Source organism: Faecalicatena sp. (assembly GCF_058819085.1).
On record NZ_JBZUUL010000034.1, the window covers coordinates 1 to 19,476 of the forward strand.

Annotated in this window: 26 protein-coding genes, 1 pseudogene and 1 riboswitch; of the genes and pseudogenes, 14 read left to right on the forward strand and 13 right to left on the reverse strand. The window is 43.0% G+C overall.

Going from position 1 to position 19,476, the window contains the following annotated elements; translation table 11 throughout:
- From AC4OGX_RS15815 to AC4OGX_RS15855, 9 genes are all read left to right on the forward strand, one after another.
- Positions 1-455 (forward strand): DUF4368 domain-containing protein (locus tag AC4OGX_RS15815; RefSeq protein ID WP_493331578.1); only part of this gene is annotated, 455 nt, incomplete at its 5' end.
- Positions 456-491: 36 nt separating this feature from the next.
- On the forward strand, positions 492-824 hold the full coding sequence (locus AC4OGX_RS15820) for a hypothetical protein (RefSeq protein WP_493331579.1): 333 nt from the start codon (positions 492-494) through the stop codon (positions 822-824).
- A gap of 89 nt (positions 825-913) precedes the next feature.
- Entirely contained in the window at positions 914-1,687 is a 774-nt protein-coding gene (locus AC4OGX_RS15825; protein WP_493331581.1) for a nitroreductase family protein, read from the forward strand.
- A 255-nt stretch (positions 1,688-1,942) separates the two neighbouring features.
- Complete coding sequence (locus tag AC4OGX_RS15830) at positions 1,943-2,440, forward strand: RNA polymerase sigma factor (RefSeq protein WP_493331582.1); 498 nt, start codon at positions 1,943-1,945, stop codon at positions 2,438-2,440.
- On the forward strand, positions 2,424-3,311 hold the full coding sequence (locus AC4OGX_RS15835) for a zf-HC2 domain-containing protein (protein ID WP_493331583.1): 888 nt from the start codon (positions 2,424-2,426) through the stop codon (positions 3,309-3,311). The genes AC4OGX_RS15830 and AC4OGX_RS15835 overlap by 17 nt, the downstream gene beginning before the upstream one ends.
- Positions 3,312-3,523: 212 nt before the next feature.
- Complete coding sequence (locus AC4OGX_RS15840) at positions 3,524-4,270, forward strand: nitroreductase family protein (protein WP_493331616.1); 747 nt, start codon at positions 3,524-3,526, stop codon at positions 4,268-4,270.
- A 54-nt stretch (positions 4,271-4,324) separates the two neighbouring features.
- Positions 4,325-4,498, forward strand: a complete 174-nt coding sequence (locus AC4OGX_RS15845; RefSeq protein ID WP_493331584.1) for a hypothetical protein — start codon at positions 4,325-4,327, stop codon at positions 4,496-4,498.
- A gap of 107 nt (positions 4,499-4,605) precedes the next feature.
- The gene (locus AC4OGX_RS15850) at positions 4,606-5,445 is read left to right on the forward strand and encodes a carbon-nitrogen hydrolase family protein (RefSeq protein WP_493331585.1); all 840 of its coding nucleotides are present in this window, start codon (positions 4,606-4,608) and stop codon (positions 5,443-5,445) included.
- 10 nt (positions 5,446-5,455) lie between these two features.
- Positions 5,456-6,493: an SHOCT domain-containing protein gene (locus AC4OGX_RS15855; RefSeq protein WP_493331586.1), complete on the forward strand. Its 1,038-nt coding sequence runs from the start codon at positions 5,456-5,458 to the stop codon at positions 6,491-6,493.
- A gap of 37 nt (positions 6,494-6,530) precedes the next feature.
- Here AC4OGX_RS15855 and AC4OGX_RS15860 read toward each other — a convergent pair whose 3' ends face one another.
- From AC4OGX_RS15860 to AC4OGX_RS15880, 5 genes are read right to left on the reverse strand one after another with little or no spacing between them, the layout of a single operon-like run.
- On the reverse strand, positions 6,531-7,265 hold the full coding sequence (locus AC4OGX_RS15860) for an SDR family NAD(P)-dependent oxidoreductase (protein ID WP_493331587.1): 735 nt from the start codon (positions 7,263-7,265) through the stop codon (positions 6,531-6,533).
- A 15-nt stretch (positions 7,266-7,280) separates the two neighbouring features.
- Positions 7,281-7,517, reverse strand: coding sequence for a thioredoxin family protein (locus AC4OGX_RS15865; RefSeq protein WP_493331588.1), 237 nt, complete (start codon positions 7,515-7,517; stop codon positions 7,281-7,283).
- Positions 7,518-7,529: 12 nt separating this feature from the next.
- Positions 7,530-8,468, reverse strand: coding sequence for a CobW family GTP-binding protein (locus AC4OGX_RS15870; RefSeq protein ID WP_493331589.1), 939 nt, complete (start codon positions 8,466-8,468; stop codon positions 7,530-7,532).
- Between the two features lie 19 nt (positions 8,469-8,487).
- Positions 8,488-9,501: a permease gene (locus AC4OGX_RS15875; RefSeq protein ID WP_493331590.1), complete on the reverse strand. Its 1,014-nt coding sequence runs from the start codon at positions 9,499-9,501 to the stop codon at positions 8,488-8,490.
- 5 nt (positions 9,502-9,506) lie between these two features.
- Entirely contained in the window at positions 9,507-9,809 is a 303-nt protein-coding gene (locus tag AC4OGX_RS15880; RefSeq protein ID WP_493331592.1) for an ArsR/SmtB family transcription factor, read from the reverse strand.
- 241 nt (positions 9,810-10,050) lie between these two features.
- On the opposite strand from AC4OGX_RS15880, the gene AC4OGX_RS15885 reads away from it, so the two are divergent.
- Positions 10,051-10,584 (forward strand): dihydrofolate reductase family protein, encoded by a 534-nt coding sequence (locus tag AC4OGX_RS15885; RefSeq protein ID WP_493331593.1) that lies wholly within the window; start codon positions 10,051-10,053, stop codon positions 10,582-10,584.
- A 173-nt stretch (positions 10,585-10,757) separates the two neighbouring features.
- Here AC4OGX_RS15885 and AC4OGX_RS15890 read toward each other — a convergent pair whose 3' ends face one another.
- The gene (locus AC4OGX_RS15890) at positions 10,758-12,176 is read right to left on the reverse strand and encodes an MDR family MFS transporter (RefSeq protein ID WP_493331594.1); all 1,419 of its coding nucleotides are present in this window, start codon (positions 12,174-12,176) and stop codon (positions 10,758-10,760) included.
- A complete protein-coding gene (locus tag AC4OGX_RS15895) occupies positions 12,176-12,616 on the reverse strand; it encodes a MarR family winged helix-turn-helix transcriptional regulator (protein WP_493331595.1) in 441 nt (146 codons plus the stop codon). The genes AC4OGX_RS15890 and AC4OGX_RS15895 overlap by 1 nt, the downstream gene beginning before the upstream one ends.
- A 291-nt stretch (positions 12,617-12,907) precedes the next feature.
- Here AC4OGX_RS15895 and AC4OGX_RS15900 point away from each other — a divergent pair, with 291 nt between their 5' ends.
- Together AC4OGX_RS15900 and AC4OGX_RS15905 are read left to right on the forward strand one after the other, a co-directional pair.
- A complete protein-coding gene (locus AC4OGX_RS15900) occupies positions 12,908-13,429 on the forward strand; it encodes a hypothetical protein (protein ID WP_493331596.1) in 522 nt (173 codons plus the stop codon).
- On the forward strand, positions 13,426-13,632 hold the full coding sequence (locus AC4OGX_RS15905; RefSeq protein WP_493331597.1) for a helix-turn-helix transcriptional regulator: 207 nt from the start codon (positions 13,426-13,428) through the stop codon (positions 13,630-13,632). The genes AC4OGX_RS15900 and AC4OGX_RS15905 overlap by 4 nt, the downstream gene beginning before the upstream one ends.
- 165 nt (positions 13,633-13,797) lie before the next feature.
- Here AC4OGX_RS15905 and AC4OGX_RS15910 read toward each other — a convergent pair whose 3' ends face one another.
- The 3 genes from AC4OGX_RS15910 to AC4OGX_RS15920 form a co-directional block, all read right to left on the reverse strand.
- Complete coding sequence (locus AC4OGX_RS15910) at positions 13,798-14,304, reverse strand: hypothetical protein (RefSeq protein ID WP_493331598.1); 507 nt, start codon at positions 14,302-14,304, stop codon at positions 13,798-13,800.
- Positions 14,305-14,329: 25 nt separating this feature from the next.
- Entirely contained in the window at positions 14,330-14,737 is a 408-nt protein-coding gene (locus AC4OGX_RS15915; RefSeq protein WP_493331599.1) for a DUF4430 domain-containing protein, read from the reverse strand.
- A 122-nt stretch (positions 14,738-14,859) separates the two neighbouring features.
- A riboswitch (adenosylcobalamin (AdoCbl) riboswitch) is annotated at positions 14,860-15,003 on the reverse strand.
- Between the two features lie 127 nt (positions 15,004-15,130).
- Complete coding sequence (locus AC4OGX_RS15920) at positions 15,131-15,706, reverse strand: TetR/AcrR family transcriptional regulator C-terminal domain-containing protein (RefSeq protein ID WP_493331600.1); 576 nt, start codon at positions 15,704-15,706, stop codon at positions 15,131-15,133.
- 219 nt (positions 15,707-15,925) lie between these two features.
- Here AC4OGX_RS15920 and AC4OGX_RS15925 point away from each other — a divergent pair, with 219 nt between their 5' ends.
- Entirely contained in the window at positions 15,926-16,501 is a 576-nt protein-coding gene (locus AC4OGX_RS15925; RefSeq protein ID WP_493331601.1) for a manganese efflux pump MntP, read from the forward strand.
- Positions 16,502-16,560: 59 nt separating this feature from the next.
- Positions 16,561-17,931, forward strand: a complete 1,371-nt coding sequence (locus tag AC4OGX_RS15930) for a radical SAM/SPASM domain-containing protein (protein WP_493331602.1) — start codon at positions 16,561-16,563, stop codon at positions 17,929-17,931.
- A gap of 102 nt (positions 17,932-18,033) precedes the next feature.
- On the opposite strand, the gene AC4OGX_RS15935 is transcribed toward AC4OGX_RS15930, so the two are convergent.
- The 3 genes and pseudogenes from AC4OGX_RS15935 to AC4OGX_RS15945 form a co-directional block, all read right to left on the reverse strand.
- Positions 18,034-18,291, reverse strand: coding sequence for a spore coat protein (locus tag AC4OGX_RS15935; protein WP_493331603.1), 258 nt, complete (start codon positions 18,289-18,291; stop codon positions 18,034-18,036).
- Between the two features lie 12 nt (positions 18,292-18,303).
- Entirely contained in the window at positions 18,304-18,486 is a 183-nt protein-coding gene (locus AC4OGX_RS15940) for a hypothetical protein (protein ID WP_493331605.1), read from the reverse strand.
- Positions 18,487-18,759: 273 nt separating this feature from the next.
- Positions 18,760-19,452: pseudogene (locus tag AC4OGX_RS15945) on the reverse strand (gamma-glutamyl-gamma-aminobutyrate hydrolase family protein); the annotation flags it as partial.
- Positions 19,453-19,476: the final 24 nt, after the last annotated feature.

A 19,476-nucleotide genomic window follows, 5' to 3' on the forward strand; every position in this document is an offset into this window, starting at 1 on the left:
TCAATGCCAGCGACAGGGAAAGAAACTCTGCGAAGAAAAAGCAGGCTGCGGAGCTGAAAAAGGCAGAGAAGCGTAAAGCCGAGGTTGACGGGCTGATTGCTAAAATGTACGAGGACTGGTCTGCCGGACGCATAACTGAGTATAACTTCAATATGCTGTCCGAGAAGTACCAGAACGAGCAAAAGGAGCTTGAAACAAAAATAAGGCAGCTTCACGAAACGATGGAAGCCGCCATACAGACTGCAGCGGATGCTGAAAAGTGGATTGTCCTGATGAAACAGTATGTCAACCCTGTGGAGCTGACCGCCGAATTTCTGAACACTCTAATTGAAAAAATAACCGTCCACGAAGTTGTCAAAGGCGAGGACGGAAGCCGTGAGCAGGAAGTAGAAATCTACTACCGCTTTATCGGCAAAATCGACGGACCTTTCTTTTTTACCCAACAATATCTTTAAGTAAGGGAAACGGGTTTAAATTATCCTGATCTAACTTTGTTTCAATCACTGGCATTTGTATTAGATACATCTATAACGGAACTGCTGGGAGTGGAACAAGATATCCCGGACGGCACAGTGAATGCAATGATTGAAATATCAAAACTAGAAAAGAATCTGATAGTAAAAAAAATGAAGGAATATTTTAGCTTAACAATCTGTTTATGTGCTGCTGTTTTATTCGATAAACTATTTCTGGCCGCATATGGCTATCATTGGGAACGGTTTAATTTCCAGTTTTGGATAGAAGGAGTGATTTTTGCATTATCAGTAACATTAATCACAAACAGCATATATCTTTTACAATATTTAAAGGATAAGATAAAATAGTGATCGGTAACAGATTTCTTTACCGATGTTGTAGGAGTTTCCCACATTCGTTATAATGGTTCAAGAACATTAACGAAGGGAGATCGGAAATGAAACAACATAAAGTAATGGTTGACGAAGATAAATGTATTGGCTGTGGGATGTGTGTTAAGGCGTGTGCCGCACATAATATAGCGATCCATCATAAAAAAGCAAAGATCGAGTTAGAGGACTGCCTGATGTGCGGACAGTGTACTGCCGTTTGTCCAAAGAAGGCTGTTTCAATCAGCGGGTATCATGAAGGACAAATTGAGAAAAGTGAAGATATCCGTCTGAATCCTGATGATATTTTAGAGGTCATTCGTTTCCGGCGGTCAATCCGCCAGTTCAAAGAGAAAGAAATACCAAAGGAGATTGTGGAACAGATCCTGGAGGCGGGCAGGCTCACCCACACGGCGAAAAACCTGCAGGATGTATCCTTTGTCGTTCTGAATAAAGAAAAGCACCGTGTGGAGCAGATGGCGGTCAGGATCTTTAGAAAGATAAAGCCATTTGCGGATCTGTTTAGTCCGATGGCAAGGAAGAATAAGATAGATGAACATTTTTTCTTCTTTCATGCGCCCATAGCAATTGTCATTTTAGCCAAAGACAAAACAAATGGCATTCTTGCCGCGCAGAATATGGAGTTCGTAGCCGAAGCGTATGGACTGGGTGTGCTATACAGCGGATTTTTCACAATGGCTGCCAATGTATCGCATAAAATCAAGGCGGCGATGAAAGTACCGAGAGAGAAAAAAGTGGCAATGACTTTAGTGCTGGGTTATCCTAATGTGAAATTTCTTCGCTCGGTACAGCGAAAAGAATTAGAAGTCCGCTATATGTAGAGGGATATTAAAAATAACGACTATAGACAAGGGAACGCTAAAGGAATGCGTTCCTTTTTAATTCATGACAATAGAAAATTCGCGCAAGTGTGCTTTCTATCGTTTGCGGATATTTCAGAAGTGAATGAAGTTTTATGTGGACAGGAATGAAGGGGGAGAGACTTTACAGCTCAATGTGGTGTATTATGAAAGAAAATAAATGGATAATTGTAAGATAAGTTGAGTTTGTGCGTCTTATTAGTAGGAGGTGAAAAGGTGAATGAATTTGAAAACATCTATCGTACTTATTTTAAAGACGTCTACTTGTATATAAGAAGTATTTGTCAAAATGATGATGTTGCAGAAGAGATTACGGCTGAGACTTTTTTTAAGGCAATGAGATCACTGGATCGTTTTAAAGGGACATGCGATATACGAGTATGGCTCTGTCAGATTGCTAAAAATTGTTACTTCTCATATTTACGAAAAAGCAAAAAGCAGGTAGAGATAAGTTCTGTTGTTGAACCAATGGATGAATCTGATTTATTACAACATATATGTGATACAGAGGAAGCCCTGAAAATTATGGAGATCGTTCATAGCCTTAATGAGCCGTATAAGGAAATCTTTATGTTACGTGTATTTGGTGAGCTTAGTTTTAAGCAGATTGCAAATTTATTTCAGAAAAATGAAAACTGGGCATGTGTAACTTTTCATCGGGCAAAGTCAAAAATCAAAGAAATAATGGAGGAAGAAAATGAGAATAAGTTGTGATGTGATTCGGGATATTTTACCACTATACGCAGAAAATATTGCGAGTGAAGAGTCCGAAAAAATAGTAGAAGAACATTTAAATTCCTGTGAAAAATGCAGGAAATATCTTGATGAAATAAAATCGCCTGATCCTTGTATGCAAAAAGCAGATGAAGTACCTATGAAAAAATTAAAAGCCTTATTGTTAAAGAAAAAAATACAGGTGATCGCAATATCTGCATTTGTTTCGTTAGTGACAGCTGTCATAATTGGTGCAAATCTGGTTACCCCCAGATATTTTTCCTATTCAGACAATATAATATCGCTGAAGGAAAGTAAGGATGGTATGGTGTACGCGGTATTTGACGATAAAGTTTCAGGATATGGCATCAGTTCTTCCCTTTCAGATGATAAAGCTGGTTACGCTTATCATATAGTTGCATGGGACAGCATCTGGGAAGGCAGAATTATGAAGAGTGATCCTAAGAATATTGTATTAAATCCCAATGGTGAAAACGTGAAAGCAGTTTACTATTATGAAACTGACGGAAGTGGAGAAAAGTTATTATATGGTGAACAGCAGAATCCTTGCGGAGTAATCATTAAACAGCCCAATCTGGGACTTGTGGCAGGCTGTGCAGTGATCATGTTTTTAGCTTGTGCGATAATGCTGGCTGTTTATCGAAAAAATAAAACAATGACTATGATAATTACAGCTGTCATATTGCTGCCAGCTTCTTACCTGCTCAGCCACCTTTTAATAAAAGGTTTTTCTGCTGATTCATATTCGTCCTCACAATACTTCTGGGAAATATTGCTTTTTATGCTGCCTGTTTATTGTGTATTGTTTTCTCTTACCTATTTTATTAAATGGCGAAAACAGAAAATATAGATAAAAAGGATGCAGTGAAGCTGGATTAATTTTAAAATAAAAGGACTGTATATTTTTATTTCATGTTATACTAGATAGGAATTCCCTTTCCTTGCTTTTACCATTATAGACAGAGTTAATACGAGGATATAGGATATAGAAATAGACATCTGGTTAAATGACAAAAAGAAATTGAGGGCAGGCATATGAACATGAATGAAGAATTATATCAAATGATTTTTAAAAGAAAGTCGTTTCATTTATTTCGCAATATTGGGAACGGAAGTATATCTGCAAATGAGGTGAAACAGATTGAACAGTTCTATCGTACCCTGACACCACTGTGTCCGGAGATCAAAACAGCGATCAGGATTGTGCCTGCGGCTGAAACTACCTGTAAGCGTGGGCAGCAGTACTGTATATTGCTATATAGTGAGAAGAAAGACCGCTATTTACAGAACATTGGATATCTTGGCGAGCAATTAGATTTATATCTTGTATCGCAAAACATCGGAACACTTTGGTTTGGGATCGGAAAGACAAATGAGCCATCATATGAAGGGCTTGATTTTGTGATCATGATCGCGATGTCAAAGGTTGAGGATGTGAGGAAATTCCGCAAGGATATGTTTAAAAGTAAGCGAAAATCTATTGATGAGATCTGGCAGGGCGAAACGATCAGTGGAGTAAGTGATATTGTAAGATTTGCACCAAGCGCCTGCAATACACAGCCCTGGATCGTGGAACGCGCAGATACTGTACTCAATGTATATAGATATAAGAAGCAGGGCAAAAGGGGGATCATGCCTGCGGATAAGGTAACATTCTATAATCAAATCGATATGGGGATCTTCTTATGCTTTCTGGATCTGTGTCTAATGCATGAAGGGATTGCATATGAAGTAAAGTTATCTACAGACAACGGTCAGGATGGGGAGAAAACCTTGAATGCAGTATATGGAATGAGTTTCAATCGATAAAGAAAAGTTGAATCCGTTTGGAAATCGGGCTGAAAGAGAGGAGGATAGCTTAATATGAACATAGTTATATTAATGCTTTTTATAATTGAAGGGAGTATTTTAGGGATACTAGCATTTGTATTGAGGTATAAATATTCAGAATATCCCGATTTTAGAGCAGGGTATCATATGGCAGGCAGTGTTTTATTGATTCCAATACATTTCTTAAATAGAAAAAATCACTTGTGAAGCATTAAAATTTACCTATGATTTTCTTAGAGAAGGAAAAATGGGGGCTATAGGCAAGTAGTGTAGAACAAAAAGATTAATCTATCAAATAGTAAAGGAGGCCAGCTATGATTTTTAGAGTTGCAATTCTGCAGATGCCTTCAAACGGCAGAGATTTCAGAAAAAATACAGAAACAATCATTTCTAAGATGAAGGAAGCAGTGAAGTTAAATGCGGATATACTGCTCATACCCGAATGTTTTATCACAGGATATATACTGCCCATAGAAAATCATGAAGCGATAGTTGATAATGATCCCTGCATCATTGAAATCTGCAATGCTGCACAGAAATGGGAGATAGGTGTTGTTGCGACGGCGTTTACCAAAGGAAAAAATAAACCGCAGAATTCAGCCTTTGTGATAGATAAAAAAGGAAATGTTCTAATGAAGTACTCAAAGGTGCATACTTGTGATTTCTCTGCTGAGAAATGTTTAGAGAGCGGAACAGAGTTTAAAGTTTGTGATTTTAATGGTGTTAAAGTAGGCGTAATGATCTGTTATGATAGAGAATATCCCGAAAGTGCAAGAATTTTAATGCTAAAAGGGGCTGAGATCATTCTTGTACCCAATGACTGTGATGCGATGAAGCCCCGTGTTCAAGCGTTATCTACGAGAGCATACGAAAATATGGTCGGAGTTGCAATGGCGAATCCCAATCGGATAAATGCCGGGTGTTCCTGCGCCTTTAGCCCGATTTGTTGGGACAAAAATGGGATGTGCAGGGATAATACGATACTAATGGCGGATGAAAGGTCAGAGGGCCTATATTTTGCTGATTTTGATATGGATGAAATTCGCAGATACCGGGAAACGGAAATGATGGGCAATACATTTCGAAAAGTGGTGTCTTATACAAAATTGTTAGATCATGAAATAAGCCCCCCATTTATCAGGAGTGGACAATAGGCGATAGAAATTGATTAAAGCGGAAGATCATGATAATATTACAATACTGAAATTTTTAATAAGGGAGAAGAAAATGGAGTTTTGTAGTGTATGTGGTAAAAGGAGCCTTATGCCAGAGAAATTTGGAAATAGTTCCTTATGTAAAATCTGTTCAATGAAGATTCTTTCACCGTCATGGAAAAACAAAGAATATCCGACGAATGAGGAAATCGAAAAGCAAAAAGAAAAGGTAATTGAAAGTGCAAAAGTAAATGGATTTCCTACGAAGGTGGTTCTTGATATAGCGGACTTTTTTGAAAGTAAAAAGATTGAAGGTTTAGTGAAAAAATTCGATGGACACAGTGGGCAAAAGCTGATCGTATGTGAAGCATACTGTATTATTAATACGACGGACAAGTTTGATTATAAGGAGATAGAAAAGGCATATCTTAAGCTTATGATACCAGAGGAGAGAGGGCAGAAGCCTTCGGCAGAAATGCTGGATGGTCTTAAGACTACTCAGAAGGCGGTAGATATTATTGGGGATGTTGTTGGGGATATCCTGCCAGTGAAGGGAGCCTTAAAAAGACAGATTGTAAAAACCGGAAAAAGTTTTGCAATAAAGGCAATCTCAGAGCAGCTAAGCGGAGGTACAAAAGCGATGCATGGTGTTCAATGGGGGGAGCGCTTGGTGGACTATGAAGATTACAATGTAGTTAAATTTGTAGAACCGATTGGTAAAGAAGAATATGGATTTATCAGATTACAAAAAGAAGAGTTTGTAGATGATTCGGAAGAAGACATTTTGTTTTTCTTTACTTCTGAGGATGAGACCAAACAGGACGCAAAAGAAATCTATGAGTATATCAAAGAAAGAGTAAAGGAAAATGTGGAATTAAAAACGTCCAGCCAGGCAGCTCCCAGGCAAGATGAGGCAGCCTTGGCTAGATGTGAAGGGGCAGCGTACTCTGCTGCAGATGAGATATTAAAGTTTAAGCAGCTTCTTGATATGGGCGCCATTACTCAGGAAGAATATGATGCGAAAAAGAAGCAGCTATTAGATTTATAAAACCATACATAAGCCAGAATGTAATCCTATCAAGGAATTAAGGATTCAGTGTCCACCCAAAGTCTCCGTGGTAGATCATCTGTTTTGTCATCCCCCCGTCAATACAGATATTCTCGCCCGTAATGAATCCAGCCATATCGGAGCAGAGGAAGAGCACCATGTTTGCGATATCCAGCGGATTACCGACCCGGTGGACGGGCTGCTGCAGCGCATCCGGCCCTTCATATTGTGTAAATACGGTATCGATCCACCCGGGAGAAATGGAATTTACCCTGACCTTTCCAGCCAGGCTTACAGCCAGGGCGTGGGTCAGTGCGGAAATCCCGCCTTTTGCCGCAGTATAGCTTTCCGTGCCGGCCTGGCTCATGCGGTCTCTGGAGGAAGAGATATTGATGATACATGCGCCAGGTGCAAAATAGGGCAGGAACAGCTTAGACAGATAAAACGGGGCAGTAACTCCTACCTGCAGGGCATACTGAAACTCCTCATAGGAACAATTCTCGATTCCTTTCATTAAAGGGAGGGCATTGTTGATCAGATAATCAACATGCCCATGATCCGAGATTACTTTTTCAGAGAATCGGATCAGTGTTTCCTGATCCGCCAGATCTCCGGTATAGTACGGGTTTTCCTCTTTATCAATGATGCACACAATGGCTCCGGCTTTCTGGAATTCTTCTGCGATCACCTTTCCGATGCCGTTTGCGCCCCCTGTTACAACGACAATCTTATCCTGGAACATTTTATTCTGGAACATTTTATCCTGAAACATAGATCACCCTCCTCATTATATCTTCTGCAGAAGTTTGATGATCTCCGCCTTTTTGGCAACGCGCCCGGAGATGACCAGTTTCCCGTCCACCATGAGGGAAGGGGAAGTCATGACTCCCAAGATTACGATCTCCATCAAATCCTCGACCTTAATGATCTCGGCATCGAGATTCAGTTCTTCCACAGCTGCCTGTACATTTTCATACAGCTTATCACATTTGTCACATCCGGTTCCAATTACTTTTATGACCATTTTTCAATCCCCCTAATTTTTCAATTTCATTTCGGCTGTCACATTCGTTTCCCAGGAAGAGAAAAGCTTCTTTATAATGGCAGGTCCGATCTTCGAGATAAATACGAGCTGTGCCGCTTCATTGTGGCTGGTTTCTTTGAAATCAATCCTGGAACCTACAACATCTACCTGCTGTAAGCCTTGCCCTTCCACCTGAACAAATCCTTTGACACGGTACACATCAGGGATGATCTCGTTCAGAAATTGGATCAGCTGTTCCTTTTCCACAGTCCCCGTGATGTCCATAAACAAAGTCTTGGGCTTGGTCTCCTCCGTATTGGTGGTTTCTTCGCTCTCTGCCCACTGATATAGAAGAAGGTCCTCCTCTAAAAAGCCATAGTCCATGTTTCCATGTGCACTTGTGGTGATCCGGCAGACCGGGTTGATCTCTCTTATTTTCCTCTCCAATGTCTCGATCTGCCGGGCATCCGCCAGGTCAGATTTGGTGATAACGGCCATATGACAGTGTTTAAGCTGGCGGTATACGGTCTCCAGATCCGTCAGCTGGTCTAAGAAGTTTACGGCATCTACCAGGCAGATGACACCGCAGAAATCATAGCTTTTCCCGGAAACCGCTTTGACTGCACCGAGAATTTCCTCCACATTGGACGGGTCTCCAAGGCCGGAGCTTTCAACGAACAAATAGTCAAAATCGTGCTGTATCATTTCACTTAAGGCGTTGACGAAGGAAAGCTTTAGGCAGGAACAGAAAATAGATCCCCGGTTGATCTCTACCATCTGGACATCGTCATTTCTCAGGATGGTGCCGTCAATTCCCAGTTTTCCAAATTCATTTTGGATAATGCCTATCTTTTTCCCTTCCAGCTGCTTCAATAATTCCAGTAAGAGGGTGGTTTTTCCGGCACCCAGAAAACCGGTCAATACATATAACTTTGTCTGTGTTTCTTTCATGAGAACTGCTCCTTTCGTGTTACACTAAAAATGGGTGTAATAGATTGAATACATATCCGACGAGGATAATGCCAATTGTACAAATACTGATGAACAAAGCCAGCAGTTTCGGCTTTACGGCTTTTTTCAGCATGATCATGGATGGGAGGCTGAGTGTCGTGACCGCCATCATAAAAGCCAGGATGGTTCCAAGCTGGGCACCTTTTGTAAGTAACGCCTCGGCGATCGGGATCGTCCCGAAAATGTCGGCGTACATCGGAACTCCTACAAGGGTGGCGAGGATCACTCCGAAGGGGTTACTGCTTCCCAAGATCTGTTCGATCCAGGTCTCGGGAATCCAGTTATGGATGACTGCTCCGATGCCAACTCCCGCTAAAATGTAAGGAAATACCTTTTTAAATGTCTCGACGACCTGCTCTTTTGCATAGCTGATCCGGTCCCTATTCGAAAGCTTGGGAACATCGAGGGCAGCGGCATGTGCATTCAGAATGAATTCTTCCACATACTTTTCCATCCCAAGCTTCTCGATCAGCGTCCCTCCTGTTACGGCGATGATCAGTCCTACGATCACATAGATCACAGCGACCCTGGCCCCGAAGATACTCATGAGTAGAACCAGGCTTCCTAAGTCCACCATGGGGGAAGAGATCAGGAAAGAGAAGGTAACCCCAAGAGGCAGCCCTGCACTCGTAAATCCGATAAAAAGCGGGATGGAAGAGCAGGAACAAAAAGGAGTGACAGTCCCTAATAGTGCGGAGACTACGTTTGCACCGATCCCGCGAAAACAGCCCAATATCCTTTTACTTCTCTCTGGTGGAAAGTAGCTTTGTATATAGGAGATCAGGAAGATTAGAATACACAGCAGAACCGTGATCTTGACAACATCGTAGAGAAAGAACTGGATACTTCCTCCGGTCCGTGTATCCAGATCCAGATTAAGTGCAGTCAACAGCCGTCCGATCAGCAGATTCAGCCATTTCATCCCCAGAATCTGGTCCTGGAAAAAGAGCCAGATGAATTCTATCGTTTTCATAAAGATCACTCCGTTTCTATATTTTCTGCATAGGGGGTAGTGAGCTGTGCTAAGCGTCCCATGGCATATTCCTGTCCGGACTTACTGAGGCTGTAATGTGTCCACTTCCCTTCCTGGCGTCCGGTGACAAGGCCGGAATCACAGAGGATCTTCATATGGTAGGAGAGGCCGGACTGCCCCATATCCATCCTGTCGATCAGGACGCAGGCGCATTTTTCTCCGTTTCTTAACAGCTCTAGTATCATAAGCCTTTTCTCATCGCTGAGTGCTTTGAATATCTTGGCATCAGATGCGTAATCAGTTTTCATATACTCACCTCACATCAAATATTTTTGATGTGTTTAGTATGCATCATTTCTTTTGCATTGTCAATAATAAATCAAAAATATTTGATGTGAAACGGTGAAGAAGCATTGAAGATGCGTTATGCGAATGGCGTGTGAACTTTGACAATGTGATAAATGAAAAGAAGGTATCTGAGAATCGTTCATAAAATACCGGATAGAGTTTATAATAAGACTTACAGTATGAAGTCAAAAAGGAGCAGTTATGAGAAGAGTAATCTTATTTATTGCCATGAGTCTGGACGGCTATATCGCGGATGAAAAAGGAAATGTGGACTGGCTGATGGGGCAGGAGCCAGGGAAGGATGATATGGTAAGTTATGACGAGTTTATCAAAGAAATCAGTACAATCGTGATTGGCTGGAACACTTACCATCAGCTCATCACAGAATTGTCGCCTGGCAAATGGTTTTACAGCGGTTTTAAAAGCTATGTGCTTACCCACAGGAATCTACCACCGACAAAAGAGATTGAATTTGTAGAGGAGGATGTCTGCAAATTAGTGAGAGGTTTAAAGGAAACATCCCCGAAGGATATCTGGATCTGCGGCGGTGCAGCGCTAGTTTGGCCCTTAATAAAAGAGGATCTGATCGATCGGTATTATATCTCGGTGATTCCTACAATATTAGGGAGCGGAATCCGGCTTTTTGAAGGCGGATGCAGCGAAATAAAGCTGAAACTGACGGAAACCAAAAAGTATAATGGGATTGTAGATCTGGTTTATGAAAGAAGAGAGTAATTCGGAGAAGAGAAGGGTGGATCCTAAGTGATATTAAAAGATCCACCCTTTCGTCATCAGTTATGTCTCTTAAAACGTATCCAAATAGCTTTGTTGTCTCCATTTCCAGAATCCATATGGGAGATATGTGTAACGGTTACCCCAGGAAAGGTAAAATTTATAAATGTGGAATTCTAGTCCAACACAGTTTTGCAAGCTTTTGCGTCCGGCCTTACCAGAATTACAGCAATACAAAGCAGAAAGAGTGTTCCAAACGTCATTGCCATAAAGGAGACATTCAGACCGTGCATCGGAGCATTTTTTCCATAGTCAGGGATGGAATGTTCCGAAACGGCTGTCATGATCCCTACAAAAACTGCGGAACCGACTGCCCCGGCAATGGTTCTTAGGGAGGTAAGCAGTGCGGTGGCATCGGCGGTGAACCTTGCATGTACACTATTCGTTCCCCAGGTGACCAATGGCATCATCAGACAGCCGATGGCGATACAGCGGACAACGTTGTAGGCGGCAGCAATCATAAGAGGCATGTGCATAGTAACAAAGATCATGCCGGCGTTACTAAAAAGCATGCATAAAGCTCCGGTTATGAACAGCTTTTTCATGCCAAGTTTATCAAAGATTTTGCCCGCAAACGGACTGACAACCGCCATAGCCAGTGAGCCGGGCAGCGTGACGAGTCCGGAGATAGTCGCAGAGTATCCCATGATGGACTGCACATACAACGGCATAATGATCGACGAACCCATCATAACCAGGTAGAGCAGCATGCTTCCGATGACACTGAGTGTATAATCACGGGACTTTAAAATCCTTAGATTTAAGAATGGCGCATCCAGGTGCAGCTGTCTGTAAACAAATACGGTGGATGCAATGCAGCCGGTTATAAGGGGTAGATATGTCTGTATCCCTGTAAGGCTGTAGGCACCGATATTTCCGATTCCCAGAGTGATGCCGCCAAATGCAAAGATGCTGATGGCAAAGGAAATCAAATCGAATTTTCTATCCACTGTTTCTAATACATCGTCAAAAACAGCAATCGCAAACAAGAATGCTGCGAACATGATGCCGATAGAGACATAGAAAATCATTCTCCATCCGAGGGTGTCGACCAGCATACCGGCCAGAGTCGGCGCGATAACAGGGGCAGCGCCTACGGAAAGCCCGTACCACCCCATGATGGTTCCTTTTCTCTCGATCGGATATATGGTTAAAAGAATGACCTGTGCCATTGCAGTCAGAATCCCATTTCCGCAGGCCTGCAAAATTCTTCCGCACATCATGGCCGGAAAGACGGGAGCCAGGGCACAGATGACCAGTCCGGCGATGAACAGCCCGATCCCGGTCAGATAAAGCTTTTTAGTGGGAAACCTGGTGATCAGAAAGGCAGTCAAAGGCATGATGATCCCCATTGACAGTGAATATCCGCTGGTCAGCCACTGACCGGTTGCTACGGATACGTGTAAGTCCTTCATAATGGGAAGCAGGGCAGTAGTCAATGCAGTGGAGAGCATGGAGGAGGCGATACAGGCAATAAGGATATTAATAAAAATGAGTGTTCGTCTGCGGTCAGTTATTTTGGAATTAGAGGACATTATTTCTTTTCCTCCTCTGCAGCATAGTAATTTTTAATTTTAAATAAGATATCGTAAAATTGTTTTTTCTCTTCCTCTGATAAAGGTGCAACCATTTCTTCGTGTATTTTGGCACGCGATTTATGATAGCCGGCCACTTCTTTTTTACCGGTTTCGGTCAGGGAAACAAAGCGCGTGCGCTTGTCCTGATCAGATACAGTCCGTTGTACAAATCCTTTTTTCTCAAGCTTGGCAAGCAGTTCGCTTAAAGAGGTAGAACGGATCTGCAGGAGATCTGTTAACTTTTTCTGGCTGATCGTGCCCACATTTTCGAGCAGGAAAAGGCAGCGGTACTGACCGTTATAGGTGCCGGGATTCCCATCGCGGTATTGGGAAAAGCGCCTGCTCAATCTGTCAACTTCATAAAATAGTTCAACAATTTCTTCGTTTTTACAACTCATCGGCGGTGTTCCTTTCTATGGTTATTTAGTAAGAAGCAAAATCAGGAGGTACCTCTCTATTTTAAAGAGGTACCTCCTGAATGTCAAGAGTAATTTTTATCCGAATGGAATCTGACTGAGACAACTGTAATACATAATGAATGATTTAATTGAAAATATGTAAAATATAATTGACATAAAGTAAAATGAGAGCTATAATGTGAACATAGAAGAGGAACAGCGGAATAAAATGCAGCTGCATGAAATGCCGTAACATTTTAGAAGATTCTTTGTATCAGAGGAGGAAGAAATATGGGCCACACAAGCAGTTACTATTTAGGTGTTTTAGCAGGGATTATGGTTGGATTGGTCGTTGTAATCATATCACGACGTGCCAAAAACAAAGGGATGAAGTGCGAATATGATGAACGCCAGGTCATTGCCCGCGGCAAGGCTTTTAAGTATGGGCTTTTCTCCTTGATTGGATATCTTGTATTATATGGAATTATTCAGGATATGACAGGTATCTATTGGGGAAAAGGACTGGTAGGCACAGCATTGGGAATTTGTATTTCAGTTGCTGTATTCGCAGTTGTCAGCATATGGAATGATGCATATTTTTCATTGTGGGAGAATCCGAAGAGATACATCACCATATTTTTAGCTGCGTTTGCGTTGAATTTACTTCCTGCGGTCCGTGTTATTATGCATAGAGATCAGGAGATGGATTATGGCTATATTAACTTATTTTTATCAGTAACATTATTGATCGTATTGGTGGTTATGGGATTAAAGTTTCAGAAGGACAGACGTGAAAGGGATGAAGAGGTATGAAGAATCTCAGATTAAAGTCGGCACGCGCCGCATTTGATCTGTCCCAGCAGCAGCTTGCAGAGGCGGTTGGCGTATCCAGACAGACCATCAATGCCATAGAAAAAGGGGATTACAATCCCACGATCAAGCTTTGTCTTGCCATCTGCCATACGCTTGGGAAGACATTGGATGAACTGTTCTGGGAAGATAGAACAGAAGAATAAGGAAAAGACAGGATTAGAAATGAGAACATAAGTCAGGAGGAGGCATGATCCGGATGAATCATGTCTCCCCCTGCTTTGTGTGTTAATCACATTCGGAAAAGTTAAAAAGTGGATTTTAGAATATCAGTTTTGACTGAGCCGGAAGTATCTGATGAACCACATAAGTTAAGTTCTTACCACATATCCCGTTCGCACTACCTGTGTCATCACATGGTATAAAGGACGGTAGAGCAGCAGACAGATAACTGCATTTCCCCCGCAGTGAAGAACATCATAGGGGATTCCTGCGATCCAGTAGGCCATTCCACTGCCGATCCCTCCCACGATAAAGTAGGGGATGGCGCATAGCATTCCATAACAAAGCCCATAAGCACCGGAGATAATGGCCCAGAAAAGCGGTGAATGCTGCCTCCTTCCCAGAAGCAGGACAAGCAGTGCCAACAGAGTCCAGATATAAAGGTAATTCAGCCACCAGATCCCGAAGCCATAGAACAGGCCTTCCAGTCCGATAAATGCGTATATTATAAAGAATACTTTCTTTCCATAAAGCAGTGTATAGAGAATTACCAGCAGCGTGACTATTTCAATATTGGGAAGTGAGGCCATAGCGACCTGAGCTGCGAAAATAATACCAGTTAACATTGCCATGACTACCAGATCTTTTGTCTTCATAAAATCCCTTCTTTCTGAACCGCAATTAATACCCCTCAGTCAATGTCAGTTCAAATACATCGCCATCCTCGATCGGTGTCTGGTCAGCGGATGTGTTGACCTGTTCACCGTCTTTGGTCAGGCACCACCACTGCTGCTTAGAGTCATCAGCCCTTTCATCATCTACGGAGGTGATGTACAGGCCATACTGGCCGTCTTCTCCTTCGACAAGACTTTCACTTTTCAGGACCTCACCCAGATATGCCTCATCTGTATGATACGTGAACTCATCGGTGCTTTTATCGCCGTGAGTGACTTTCACCTGAATCGTTTTGGAGCCCTTTTCTCCTTTTGGCATCACTGTTTGATAAAGCAGCAGTCCCGCGATGCAGGCTGCTATCAAAACAACCAGGCCGATGATCAGACCCTTTGAACTTTTTCTCTTTTCTTCCATTTCTTTTATCCTCCTGTTCTTTCCTGCAGTTTGAGCTTTATCTGACTTATAAAAATAGAATTTGGCCAACAAAAACAGACAGGCCTGCCTCCACGCAAAAAACCTGTCTGTAATCGACATGTTCAGAATGCTCGGCTTTGAATGGAAGCTTCATTCTACCTGCCGGCAGGTAATCTGACTACAAGGATCGTTGATCCTCTCACAGTGACCTCATCGTTCAGGATTCGCACCTGATTCCCGCTGCCGGTAAGCATATATTCTTTAAATTTTTTTTAATATATCATAGGAGCCGACTTTTGTACAGAAGAAAAGAATAATTTTGTAATGTTGGGGAAAAAAATACTTTCAGTCACGGATATTTCCGAAACTGCGCCCATGAATCAGCTGTCAGGCTTACGAATTCGTCCTGGGAAATTCTATGACATCCAGGATGGAATTTCGTATGATATAGTTGTAAGCCTCACATACCTGCTCAGAAGAGTAGGGAGTATCGTGAGTGATCCAGTATTTTAAAGAATCTGTCAGACCGAATGTATAGAACCTTGCCAGCGCGTCCTTGGACAGCATCGCTATCTTGTCCGGGGACCGCAGGGGGTATTTATTCAGCAGGGACAAAAGCAGATTGAAAACATAGCGGTACAGCAGATCTTCGAAGGAGTTCGGTCCCTCGACCACATATAATTTCTTATAAAATTCACGGTCTTTCTCAAGGCAGCTGCACAGAAGGCGGAAAATCTCCTCTTCCATATTATAATCTGCCAGTACCTGGATCTTACTGGCGATTTCCTTTTCTAAAATCCATTCTATCACCTCGTATTTATCCTGAAAATGTTTATAGAAAGTAGGTCGTATTACCCCTGCCCCGTCGGTGATCATTTTGATCGTGATCTTGTCAAAGGGAGTCTGCATGACCAGCTCTTTGAAAGACATCGTGAGTAAATCCTTTGTCAATTCCTTTTTATCTTCCATGATCGTTTCTCCTTTTCAGAAATTATATCATAAAACCTTTGCTCTTGAAACACCCTGCGGCCGGGCAGGCAACAGATTGTGGGATCTGTAGCCGAAAGAGCGCCAGAATGGGAGGATTGTCCCTCTCAGGATACAATGTGGTATGCCTGCATATTATCTTCCCGGAGTACGGGGGTTAGAATAAAAGTAAGCAAAGAAAAGGGGAAGGAGAGGAGGAAATTGGCAGTATTTGAAATCCTGATGATTTCAGTCGGCTTATCCCTGGATGTGTTTGCATATGCCCTGTATAAAGGCGCTATGCTGCCGGAGATTAGGAAAAGTTCACTCGTCAAGATCGGCGCGGTTTTTACGGTATGGCAGATGGCAAGCCTGCTGCTTGGGAATCTGGTTACCAGCATACCGGTCCTGAAAGTGTCTGCGGGCCGGGCCGCGCTACACTGGAAAATTTTTTCCGTCATTATTTTTGTCGGCCTCGGTCTGTATATGATTGTAAAAGCCGGAAAGCAGAAAGTGGTCATCGAGCGCAAGGATGATACCGTGGGGATAAAACAGATCGCCATATGGGCATGCATTACAAGTGTAGATGCATTCCTTGCCGGAATCGGTTTCGGGTTCTTTCAGGCAGACTTTTTCTTTACAATTCTCAGCGTGGGAATCGTGACAGCATTGAGTGTGACTGCGGGGATTTATGCGGGATACTGGATGGGCTGCCAGTCAAAGAACAAGGCGGTCACTCTGGGAGGATGCATCCTTTTGATGGGAGGAATTGAACTGTTAGTACGGGGAATCAGCTAGATAAAACGAGGTGTGCTGTACGTTTAGAAAAGGGTTTAGGAAAGTAGAGGATCGAAGTTATGGGAAAAATAAGACATCAGGCAGAGAGAGCCGCATTTGGAAAAATGATTGATTCTGCAATGAGACATATCAATAAAGACCGTGAAAAGAGCTTTTTAAAAATTGTTGACCTGACAGAGGATTTTGCAAAAGACAGATTCCGCCCGGAGAGTTATGCTGCGGCAAGAAGGATGATCCGGGATCCGGAAGGAAAATGGATGAAGTATGTGAACCGGATCTTAGATGAGGTCAGCCCGAATGTGATTCGCACAACTGCAATGAACTTAGGGTTCGAGGCCATGTTAAGCGGGACAAAGATCATGCATGAGAGCCGGGAAAAGTATCAATGCAATATACCCTGGCTGATCCTGCTGGATCCGACCAGTGCATGTAATCTGAAATGTACGGGCTGCTGGGCGGCAGAGTACGGACATACCATGTCGCTGACTTACGAGGAGCTGGACAGCATAATTACTCAGGGGAAAGAGCTGGGCATTTACTTCTATATGTATACGGGCGGGGAACCGCTTGTAAGAAAGGCGGATATCATCCGGCTATGCGGGAAACACAACGATTGTGCATTTCATGCATTTACGAACGGAACACTGGTGGATGACGCATTCTGCAAGGAGATGGACCGGGTTGGGAATCTGACCTTATCCATCAGTCTGGAGGGATACGAAGAGGTCAATGATGGAAGGCGGGGGGCAGGAGTATTCAATCAGGTCATGGAAGCGATGGACACATTGAAAAAGCATGGACAGATATTCGGCACCTCGATCTGCTATACCAGAGCGAACATCGGTACGGTCACCTCGGATGAATTTCTGGATATGATCATCGAAAAAGGATGTCGTTATGCATGGTATTTCCACTATATGCCGGTAGGAAATGATGCTGCTGTGGAACTGATGCCGACAAAGGAGCAGAGAGAGTATATGTATCACAGGATCCGTGAGATTCGCGGGATGGAAGGCGGTAAGCCGATCTTTACGTTTGACTTCCAAAATGACGGGGAATATGTGGGCGGATGTATTGCGGGAGGCAGAAACTACTGTCATATCAATCCCAACGGAGACGTGGAACCATGTGTTTTTATCCACTATTCCAGTGCCAATATCAAAGAGGTCAGCCTGCTTGAGGCATTAAAGCAGCCGTTGTTCATGGCATACCGGGAAGGGCAGCCCTTCAACGAAAACCATTTAAGGCCCTGTCCGATGCTCGAAAATCCGGAAAAGCTGATGGAAATGGTGAAGAAAACAGGTGCAAAATCCACAGATATGCAGTCACCTGAGCCAGTGGAACACCTCTGTGGAAAATGTATGGAGTATGCCGAAGAATGGAAGGGAAAGGCAGACGAGCTCTGGGCAGAGGGAAAAGAAAAAGAGTAAAGAATGCTAAGCAGTAAAAAGGAAGGATACACAGGTGCGATCAGCACACGGTATCCTTCTTTTTAAATTGATCCTTGTTTCTTCAACGAGACGATGTGTGACTTAGAACGTCTTCGGCTGGTTCAGAATGTTTTTTACATGATCGATCTCTTCCTGTGTTGCCTTGGCAGCAGGAATATAATAACTTTTTTCTCTTGCAACCTGGTAAAGCTTCTCCTGTGACATTTCGCATTCATTACGGATCTGCTTTAAGCATTGCTTTAATTCTTTGTTTTCTGTCTGCGGGATCATTCCGCCAAACATCTTTAATTCTCCGTTTACTCCGACTAAAGCATCGGAAACCATTGTTTTTTCATTCATATGCGTCACCCCTTATAAGAATTTCATCAGATCTTGTTTGTTTTTCATTGCAGAATCAGCTGCATCCTGGAACAGCTTCTTCACCTCAGGATCTTCAGCCTGGGATGCATATTCAGTCATTTTGCAATGTGTTGTGTCATAACCGCCAATTAAATGACGCAGATTCTGTAAATCAAGCATAGAAATTTCAGCCATGGTAAAACCTCCTTAAAAATTAATTGTTACGAGGTTTATTATGCCCGCAGCGGGAGAAAATATAATCAGATCATGAATGTAAAAGTGCCCATTTATGACATCATATTCTTATTCGTAATTAAACACCTTCGTGGAGGAAGATTTTTCCAATTCAGCATGACTGCCGGCTTTCGCAGAGCCGGTGTAAGGAGGAGCTGTCTTCATGGGATCTGTATTGGCCGCTTTTGGATTGGAGGGGCTGTCTTTATCAGGTCTGGCAGGTGGACACAGACGTGCATGCAGGACGAATTCGGAGAAGAGCTCCCGCATCTCAGGGGAGCTGCGGTACATACATTCCGGGTGCCACTGGACACCGATCGCAAACGGATGATCTGGCATCTCAATGGCCTCAATAGTTTTATCAGCGGCATGTGCGCAGGCGGAAAGGCCTCGTCCCAGCATCCCTACGCTCTGATGGTGAAAACTGTTCACATTTAAGCGTGAGCCGATATACCTGCACAATTGTGAATCTTTTTCCACAAGGATCTTGTGACTGGCTTCCGAGCGGGCATAGGACTGCTGCATATGGTTCAGCGGCCTGCCCGGCTGCAGGGAGATATCCTGGTAAATGGTTCCGCCGCAGGCCACATTGTATACCTGCATTCCCCGGCAGATGGAGAAAACCGGTTTTTTCGTGGGAAGAATGGCCTTCATCAGGCGGATCTGAAACAGATCCAGGGTGATATTCGTTTTTCCGATCCCGTTTTTAGGCTCCTCTCCAAATAGAAGAGGGGTAATGTCGTTGCCCCCGCAGAACAGGAAGCCATCGCAGAATGAAATATATTCCTGGATGGCTGAATCAGATCTGATCAGAGGCAGGATAAACGGCAGTCCTCCTGAATAGCGGATGGACTGGATATAAGTATTGGTAACAAATTGTCTGTCGCCTGCAAGTCCACAGACAACAACTCCGATTTTGGGTTTCATAAGCACTCCTTCTCTGGCATAAGA

Bases quoted from the DNA above. Each gene is read 5' to 3' on its own strand.
- AC4OGX_RS15825 (WP_493331581.1), top strand. From the start codon at position 914: ATGAAACAACATAAAGTAATGGTTGACGAAGATAAATGTATTGGCTGT.
- AC4OGX_RS15880 (WP_493331592.1), bottom strand. From the start codon at position 9,809: ATGAAAACTGATTACGCATCTGATGCCAAGATATTCAAAGCACTCAGC.
- AC4OGX_RS15895 (WP_493331595.1), bottom strand. From the start codon at position 12,616: ATGAGTTGTAAAAACGAAGAAATTGTTGAACTATTTTATGAAGTTGAC.
- AC4OGX_RS15850 (WP_493331585.1), top strand. From the start codon at position 4,606: ATGATTTTTAGAGTTGCAATTCTGCAGATGCCTTCAAACGGCAGAGAT.
- AC4OGX_RS15875 (WP_493331590.1), bottom strand. From the start codon at position 9,501: ATGAAAACGATAGAATTCATCTGGCTCTTTTTCCAGGACCAGATTCTG.
- AC4OGX_RS15835 (WP_493331583.1), top strand. From the start codon at position 2,424: ATGAGAATAAGTTGTGATGTGATTCGGGATATTTTACCACTATACGCA.
- AC4OGX_RS15860 (WP_493331587.1), bottom strand. From the start codon at position 7,265: ATGTTTCAGGATAAAATGTTCCAGAATAAAATGTTCCAGGATAAGATT.
- AC4OGX_RS15845 (WP_493331584.1), top strand. From the start codon at position 4,325: ATGAACATAGTTATATTAATGCTTTTTATAATTGAAGGGAGTATTTTA.
- AC4OGX_RS15915 (WP_493331599.1), bottom strand. From the start codon at position 14,737: ATGGAAGAAAAGAGAAAAAGTTCAAAGGGTCTGATCATCGGCCTGGTT.
- AC4OGX_RS15935 (WP_493331603.1), bottom strand. From the start codon at position 18,291: ATGAATGAAAAAACAATGGTTTCCGATGCTTTAGTCGGAGTAAACGGA.
- AC4OGX_RS15885 (WP_493331593.1), top strand. From the start codon at position 10,051: ATGAGAAGAGTAATCTTATTTATTGCCATGAGTCTGGACGGCTATATC.
- AC4OGX_RS15920 (WP_493331600.1), bottom strand. From the start codon at position 15,706: ATGGAAGATAAAAAGGAATTGACAAAGGATTTACTCACGATGTCTTTC.
- AC4OGX_RS15900 (WP_493331596.1), top strand. From the start codon at position 12,908: ATGGGCCACACAAGCAGTTACTATTTAGGTGTTTTAGCAGGGATTATG.
- AC4OGX_RS15940 (WP_493331605.1), bottom strand. From the start codon at position 18,486: ATGGCTGAAATTTCTATGCTTGATTTACAGAATCTGCGTCATTTAATT.
- AC4OGX_RS15930 (WP_493331602.1), top strand. From the start codon at position 16,561: ATGGGAAAAATAAGACATCAGGCAGAGAGAGCCGCATTTGGAAAAATG.
- AC4OGX_RS15865 (WP_493331588.1), bottom strand. From the start codon at position 7,517: ATGGTCATAAAAGTAATTGGAACCGGATGTGACAAATGTGATAAGCTG.
- AC4OGX_RS15910 (WP_493331598.1), bottom strand. From the start codon at position 14,304: ATGAAGACAAAAGATCTGGTAGTCATGGCAATGTTAACTGGTATTATT.
- AC4OGX_RS15890 (WP_493331594.1), bottom strand. From the start codon at position 12,176: ATGTCCTCTAATTCCAAAATAACTGACCGCAGACGAACACTCATTTTT.
- AC4OGX_RS15905 (WP_493331597.1), top strand. From the start codon at position 13,426: ATGAAGAATCTCAGATTAAAGTCGGCACGCGCCGCATTTGATCTGTCC.
- AC4OGX_RS15870 (WP_493331589.1), bottom strand. From the start codon at position 8,468: ATGAAAGAAACACAGACAAAGTTATATGTATTGACCGGTTTTCTGGGT.
- AC4OGX_RS15840 (WP_493331616.1), top strand. From the start codon at position 3,524: ATGATTTTTAAAAGAAAGTCGTTTCATTTATTTCGCAATATTGGGAAC.